At 73.1% G+C, this 6,770-nt stretch carries 6 protein-coding genes; 5 read left to right on the forward strand and 1 reads right to left on the reverse strand.

Features of this window, described 5'->3' with window-relative positions; translation table 11 throughout:
• Nucleotides 1-652: 652 nt before the first annotated feature.
• The 3 genes from ABT299_RS50815 to ABT299_RS50825 all read left to right on the forward strand — a co-directional run bounded on the left by ABT299_RS50815 (nt 653) and on the right by ABT299_RS50825 (nt 3,082).
• On the forward strand, nt 653-1,036 hold the full coding sequence (locus ABT299_RS50815) for an Rv3654c family TadE-like protein (protein WP_500255256.1): 384 nt from the start codon (nt 653-655) through the stop codon (nt 1,034-1,036).
• Between the two features lie 210 nt (nt 1,037-1,246).
• Nucleotides 1,247-2,536 carry a hypothetical protein gene (locus ABT299_RS50820; protein WP_500255255.1) on the forward strand — a complete coding sequence of 430 codons (1,290 nt, stop codon included), beginning with the start codon at nt 1,247-1,249 and terminating at the stop codon, nt 2,534-2,536.
• A gap of 174 nt (nt 2,537-2,710) precedes the next feature.
• Nucleotides 2,711-3,082, forward strand: a complete 372-nt coding sequence (locus tag ABT299_RS50825) for a hypothetical protein (RefSeq protein WP_387032817.1) — start codon at nt 2,711-2,713, stop codon at nt 3,080-3,082.
• Nucleotides 3,083-3,142: 60 nt separating this feature from the next.
• Here the strand turns inward: ABT299_RS50825 and ABT299_RS50830 are convergent, their stop codons facing one another.
• Nucleotides 3,143-5,449: a DEAD/DEAH box helicase gene (locus ABT299_RS50830; RefSeq protein ID WP_387032819.1), complete on the reverse strand. Its 2,307-nt coding sequence runs from the start codon at nt 5,447-5,449 to the stop codon at nt 3,143-3,145.
• Nucleotides 5,450-5,697: 248 nt separating this feature from the next.
• On the opposite strand from ABT299_RS50830, the gene ABT299_RS50835 reads away from it, so the two are divergent.
• Nucleotides 5,698-6,051, forward strand: a complete 354-nt coding sequence (locus ABT299_RS50835; RefSeq protein ID WP_021597910.1) for an STAS domain-containing protein — start codon at nt 5,698-5,700, stop codon at nt 6,049-6,051.
• A gap of 16 nt (nt 6,052-6,067) precedes the next feature.
• Nucleotides 6,068-6,508 carry an ATP-binding protein gene (locus ABT299_RS50840; RefSeq protein WP_190856078.1) on the forward strand — a complete coding sequence of 147 codons (441 nt, stop codon included), beginning with the start codon at nt 6,068-6,070 and terminating at the stop codon, nt 6,506-6,508.
• Nucleotides 6,509-6,770: the final 262 nt, after the last annotated feature.

A 6,770-nucleotide genomic window follows, 5' to 3' on the forward strand; every position in this document is an offset into this window, starting at 1 on the left:
GCGATGTGACCGCCCGTGCGATGTGACCGCCCGTGCGATGTGACCGCCCGTGCGATGTGACCGCCCGTGCGATGTGACCGCCCGTGCGATGTGACCGCCCGTGCGATGTGACCGCCCGTGCGATGTGACCGCCCGTGCGATGTGACCGCCCGTGCGATGTGACCGCCCGCGCGGCGTGACCGCCCGCGCGGCGTGACCGCCCGCGCGGCGTGACGACCGCCGCGTCCCCAGGCATGGCAGGGCGCAACGTGTTGGGCCGGGACGTCGTGTCGAGCTCGGCCGTCGTGTTGGGTCGGCCGTGGTGTTGGGCTGGGACGTCGTGTCGAGTCGGCCGTCGTGTCGAGTTGGGGCGTCGTGTTGAGTCGGCTGCCGTGTCGAGTTGGGGCGTCGTGTTGAGTCGGCTGCCGTGTCAGCTAGGGGGCGTGCCTAGGCGGACTCGCGTGCCGTGGTGGAACCAGGCGCCCACTACGGGACCGGGGGCGCGGTGAGTCGGTGGGCCGTGGCGGGATTCGGTGTCACGGCGTGGCAAGGCGACTGGCCGGGTGCTGCGGGAGGGGTGCGTGGGTGGCGGGGCCTGGAAGGAGGGGTGGGGCGAGGAGAAGGGAGGTTGGTGGGTGTTCTGGTGGGGCCTGGTTTTGGAAGGGGGTGGGGTGTGAGGTGCGGTCGGGGGGTTTGGGGGTGTGATCGGGGGGCGGGGACTGTTTGGGTGGTGGCGTTCATGGCCGTCATCTGGGTTGGTGGTGTGGCGGCCGTCGGGGTCGGTGGGGTACGGGCGGCGCGGCATCGGGGGGACGCGGCGGCGGACCTCGCCGCGCTGGCCGGTGCGGCGCGGGTGGCGGACGGGGCGGCGGACGTGTGCGGGAGGGCGCGCGAGGTCGCGGCGAGGTCCGGGGCGCGGCTGGTGCGGTGCCGGGTCCGCGGCGAGGTCGTCGATGTCGAGGTGACGGTGGCGCTGCGAGTGCCGCTCGGGGGCGGTGCCGTCCGCGTCCGTTCGAGGGCCCGGGCTGGCCCCGTGGGGTCAGAGGGCGTAACCTGACCCGGCGCGACTCGTTGCACTGAGTGTCAATAGGGAGGTGCGTGAGGTGGACCCGGTATCCGCGACCTCTTTGTCATCTTCCTGTGATTTTTCCTACCGTCCGGTACGTTACGCTGCCCTGAGCCCATAGTCATCACTCGGCACAGTGCGCCCCGCGAGCGTCGTCCTCGGCGGGTGGAGATGCAGAACGCTGTCGAAGGGATTGAGGCCGTGACCATCATTCGCAGGATCGGTGCAGTCGCGCTCGCGGCTCCCCTTGCGATGAGCATCCCGGTTCTCGGGGCGTTGCCCGCGAACGCCGCGACGACGGCGGTGATCAGCCCCGCGAACGGCGCCGTCATCACCAGCGGGACGAGCGTCACCGTGAAGGCGCACTACGACTTCGCGCTGAAGATGCAGCTGCGCGTCGACGGTCCCGGGATCGGCGACACGTTCCTCAAGGAGAGCAGCTGGGCCGGCGACCTGTCCGCCCCGCTCGAGCTGCGCCGCAACGGCAAGTACAAGGTCTACCTCAAGGGCTCGATCACCAACCAGGTCTACGACTCCAACACCTTCACCGTGCGGATCGCGCCCGCCGCGCCGACCGGCGTCTCCGCGAGCGTGTCCGGCGGCAAGGTCGTGGTGAAGTGGAACCGCGGCTATGAGGACGACCTGCTCGGCTACTCCCTGTCGGGGTCCGGGGTCGGCTCGAAGTCCGGGTCGATGGGTTCGCTCTGCTCCGGGACGAGCTGCTCCGCCAGGCTGTCGCTGACGCGGTCGAGCGGGACGGTCTCCGTGGGCGTGCGGGCCCGGCGGTCGACCGGGACGGGCGGCTCGCTGTTCTCGTCCCCCGCGACGGCCAGTGCCGTGGCGGGCGGCGCCACCGGGAGCCTGCCGACCGGTTCCGCGCCGTCGCTGCCGACCGGGACCACCGGACCGAGCACGTCCACCCCGCTGACGCCGTTCAACAACGAGTCGCCGGTCACGCTGCCGTCCGTCCAGCCCGACGGCGCGACGCCCGGCCTCACCTACCCCGCGCCGCAGATCGCGACGGACGCGCCGAAGGCCGTGAACGTCGCGGCGACCGACCGGCTGCAGTGGGGCAAGAGCGTCGGGATCGCGCTGGTCCTGCTGATCGTCGCGGCCCACCTCGGTACGTGGACGCGGCGGCTGCGCGTCGCCCAGGCCGGATCGAACAGCCTCGGGACGGCCGCGCGGATCGCGCGCGGCGGGACCGGGCGCAAGCGCGTCAAGAGCGCCCGCGAGCGGATCGCCCGCGCCGAGGCCATCGCCAAGACGGGGTCCGTGAAGGCGGTCGCGGGTGCCCGCGCCGGTGACACGAGGGTCCTCGGCGGAGCGTCGGCGGCCAAGGCGTCGAAGGCGAAGCCGAAGAGCAGGGCCGCGCGGCGTCCCGGGGCGCTGGGCAAGTCGGGCGGCGTGGACGTCCAGATCGCCAGGCCGTCCTCCGGGAAGGCCCCGGGCAAGCGCCGTTCCTCCGGCCGCGGACGTCGCCGCAAGTAGCTCCTCTCGCCCCATCGACCGGCCACGACGCGGGTGGGCGGCAGGGGGGCGCATCGACGATGCGGTGGGGCGGGGGAGTCAGGTGTGGTCTTGGACGGGGATTGAGAACGGTCTAGGCTGCCTTGCCAGTCGGATTCCCCCGCATTGTCCGGCACTGGAGAGGAGACCCTCCGCATGATCATTCTGGGGTTGGTCGTCACGCTCGCCGCCATCGCCGCGGCCGTGGCCGTCATCCTGGGCAACACCGGCGAGGTCCACGTGACCGCGTTCGGGCACGAGGTGCCCGGCGTCACGGAGCAGTGGCAGCTGTTCCTGGCGGGCGTCGTCGTCGCCATCGTGTTCATGGCGGGCGCGGGGATCGCCGCCCTCGGATTCCGGCGCAGCATGAACATCCGCAGGGAGCTGCGGGATCTGCGGGACGAGCACGAGGAGTCGCTGCAGACGCTGGAGCTCGAACGCCGCAAGCTTCAGCAGGCGCTGGCGCAGGCCCGCCGCGGGCTCGACGAGCAGCCGTCCGTCCCCGCGCAGCGCGTCGCACCGAACTAGGCGGTAGAGGGTAGGCGCTGCCCATTTCCGGCCGTCGCGTCGACGTGTGCGGGCGTGCGGTCAGGGGGCGGCTTGCAGGAGGACGGCCAGGAGGGTCAGGGCACCCTGCTTGTCGAGCGGGTCGTTGCCGTTGCCGCACTTGGGGGACTGGATGCAGGACGGGCAGCCGGAGTCGCACTCGCAGGAGGCGATCGCGTCGCGGGTGGCGCGGAGCCAGGCGGCCGCGTCGGCGTAGCCGCGTTCGGCGAAGCCGGCGCCGCCCTCGTGCCCGTCGTAGACGAAGACGGTGAGCAGGCCCGTGTCGGGGTGGACGGCGGTGGAGACGCCGCCGATGTCCCACCGGTCGCAGGTGGCGTAGAGCGGGAGCAGGCCGATGGAGGCGTGCTCGGCGGCGTGCGCGGCGCCCGCGAGGTCGAGGTCGCCGAGGGCGTCGACCTGCGGTTCGGACAGCGTCCACCAGACGGCGCGGGTGCGCAGGGTGCGGGGCGGCAGGTCCAGGGGCTTCTCGCCGAGCATCTCACCGGTCTGGACGCGGCGCATCTGGTAGGCGACGACCTGGCTGGTGACGTCGACGGTGCCGTAGCAGAGGGTCGCGTCGCCCCAGGAGGTGGAGCGGAGCGTCTCGGCGATGGTGATGTCGGTGACGTCGCGCGCGGTGGTGGAGTAGTCGGGGTCGGCGGCCTCGACGAGCGCGACGGAGTCGTCCAGGTCGAGGGTCTGGACGATGAACGAGTCGCCCTGGTGGATGTAGACGGCGCCGTCGTGGACGGTGGTGTGCGCGGACGCCTCGTCGACGGTGCCGAGCAGGCGTCCGGTGGCGGTCTCGACGACCTGGACGGGCGCTCCGCCCGCGCCGCGGATGTCGGCGAGGTCGCACGCCTTGTCGCGGCGCGTCCAGTACCAGCCGTTGGGGCGGCGGCGCAGGAACCCGCGGCGGACGAGGTCGGGCAGCAGGTCGGCGGTGGACGGCCCGAAGAGCGCGGCGTCGTCCTCGGTGAGGGGGAGTTCGGACGCGGCGGCGCACAGGTGCGGTTCGAGGACGTACGGGTTGTCGGGGTCGAGGACGGTCGCCTCGACCGGCGTCCCGAAGATCGCCTCGGGGTGGTGGACGAGGAAGGTGTCGAGGGGGTCGTCGCGGGCGACGAGGACGGACAGGGCGGCCTGCCCGGACCGTCCGGCGCGTCCGGCCTGCTGCCAGAGCGACGCGCGGGTGCCGGGCCAGCCGCAGACGAGGACGGCGTCGAGCCCGGACACGTCCACCCCGAGTTCGAGGGCGTTCGTGCTGGCCAGGCCCACGATGGAGCGGGAGCGCAGCGCGGCTTCGAGGGCGCGGCGCTCCTCGGGGAGGTAGCCGGCGCGGTAGGCGGCGACCTGCTCGGCGAGGGCGGGCGCGACCTCGTGGAGCGCGCGTTTCGCGCCGAGCGCGACGGACTCGGCGCCGCGCCGGGACCGGACGAACGCGAGGGTCTGGACGCCCTCGACGACGAGGTCGGCGAGGAGGTCGCCGGCCTCGGCGGTGGCGGTGCGGCGGACGGGGGCGCCCTGCTCGCCGCGCAGGTCGGTGAGGGGCGGTTCCCACAGCGCGAACGTGGCCGGCCCGCGGGGCGAGGCGTCGTCGTCGACGGCGACGACGTCGAGGCCGGTGAGGCGGGACGCGGTGGACGCGGGCTCGGACGTGGTGGCGGACGCCAGGATGAAGGTGGGGTCGGCGTGGTACCGGGCGCAGACGCGGCGGAGGCGGCGCAGGACCTGCGCGACGTGCGAGCCGAAGACCCCGCGGTATCCGTGGGCCTCGTCCACGATGACGTAGCGGAGGCGGCGCAGGAACGACGACCAGCGGGAGTGCCCGGGCAGGATCGATCGGTGCAGCATGTCGGGGTTGGTCAGCACGTAGTTGGCGTGCTGGCGGACCCAGGAGCGGTCGTCGCGGGGGGTGTCGCCGTCGTAGGTCGCGGCGCGGACGCGGGTGAGCCGCAGGGCGCGCAGCGCGCGGAGCTGGTCGGCGGCCAGCGCCTTCGTCGGCGACAGGTAGAGGATCGTCCCCTCGCGGCGGTGGTCGTCCTCGCCCGCATAGATCGCCTCGATGGAGGGCAGCAGGTAGGCGAGGGACTTTCCGGACGCGGTTCCTGTGGCGATGATCACAGAGCGGCCGGCGCGGGCGTGCTCCGCGGCGGCGGCCTGGTGCTCCCACGGGGCCTCGATCCCGGCGGCGGCCAGCCGGTCCACGAGCAGCGGGGGCGACCATGACGGCCACGGTGCACGGCGGCCCTCACGTGCGGGAACACGCTCCACATGGGTGATGCGGTCCCGCCGCGACGGGTCGGCGAGCAGCCGGTCGAGAGGGGTTGAAGATCTTTGGGCGGCCATCAGGTTTTCAGTTTGCCAGCCGGGGCAAAACAACGGGAACGCCCCGGCGCCGGTGGGCCCGTTCCCCCTGTGCTCATCTGTGGATCAGCAGGTCAGACGGGACGGCGCGAACTTTCGCCCGACTGGTCGATAACGTGCGTGCGCCGCGCCGGAGCGTGGTTGAATCACGGCGATGTCTCGCCGCCCGGGCCGCCGCCGCGGAGCCCGGAGGGCGGGATCGGATTGTGCTGCACGGCGCTGGAGGATTTGTGGACCTGAAGGTGAACGACTACACCACCGACGATGGCCTCACCGTCATCAACGTGGAGGGCGAGATCGACGTCTACACGGCGCCGAAGCTTCGCGAGAAGCTCATCGACCTGGTCAACAAGGGCAAGTTCCACCTGCTCGTGGACATGGAGAAGGTCGAGTTCCTGGACTCGACCGGCCTCGGCGTCCTGGTCGGCGGGCTGAAGCGGGTCCGCGCGCACGACGGCTCGCTGGAGCTGGTCTGCACCCAGGAGCGCATCCTCAAGATCTTCCGGATCACGGGGTTGACCAAGGTCTTCGGCATCCACGACTCGATCGCCGAGGCCGAGGAGAAGCGCAAGGGCGCGAAGTAGGCGGCCTGACACCACGATGGCGACCGTTGAACTCTCCTTCAGTGCGCTGCCCGTCCACGTCCGGACCGCCCGGCTGATCGTGACCGCGGTGGCCCGCCGCAGCGGCGTCGCCGAGGCGCTGCTCGACGAGGTGAGGCTGGCGGTCGGCGAGGCGTGCTCGCGGGCCGTGGAGGCGCACCGCCTGCACTGCCCGGACGAGCCCGTCCGGCTCGAGCTGACCGGGGCGGGCCGCCGCTTCGAGGTCACGGTGAGCGACGCCGTGCCCGGGGACGACGCGGCGGGCGGGCCGCCGGCCCGGCCCGACGAGGACGACCTGGACTTCGATCTGGGCGAGGGCACTGCCGAACTCGGCCTGGCGGTCATCGCCGGGCTCGCCGACGACGTGGAGATCGCCACCACCCCGAAGGGCGTCCAGATCAGGATGAGCTGGCCGGCGGAGGCCGAGGCGACCATCTGACCTCGGCGCTGCCGGAGGCGCTCCTCGGAACGCGCGCTCGCGCCCGTCCCCCAGACCGCTTGGCGAAGGCCCCGCTCCGGCGGGGCCTTCGCCGTCCCCGCCCCCAGCGTGACCCCGCCCCAGCGTGACCCCGCCTCCCAGCGTGACCCCGCGCCCGGCGTGACCCCGCGCCCGGCGTGACCCCGCGCCCGGCGTGACCTCGCGCCCGGCGTGACCTCGCGCCCGGCGAGACCTCGCGCCCGGCGTGACCTCGCGCCCGGCG

Origin of the sequence: Spirillospora sp. NPDC000708, assembly GCF_040299565.1 — a bacterium.
Lineage (GTDB): Bacteria > Actinomycetota > Actinomycetes > Streptosporangiales > Streptosporangiaceae > Spirillospora.

Bases quoted from the DNA above. Each gene is read 5' to 3' on its own strand.
- ABT299_RS50830 (WP_387032819.1), bottom strand. From the start codon at position 5,449: ATGGCCGCCCAAAGATCTTCAACCCCTCTCGACCGGCTGCTCGCCGAC.
- ABT299_RS50840 (WP_190856078.1), top strand. From the start codon at position 6,068: ATGGCGACCGTTGAACTCTCCTTCAGTGCGCTGCCCGTCCACGTCCGG.
- ABT299_RS50825 (WP_387032817.1), top strand. From the start codon at position 2,711: ATGATCATTCTGGGGTTGGTCGTCACGCTCGCCGCCATCGCCGCGGCC.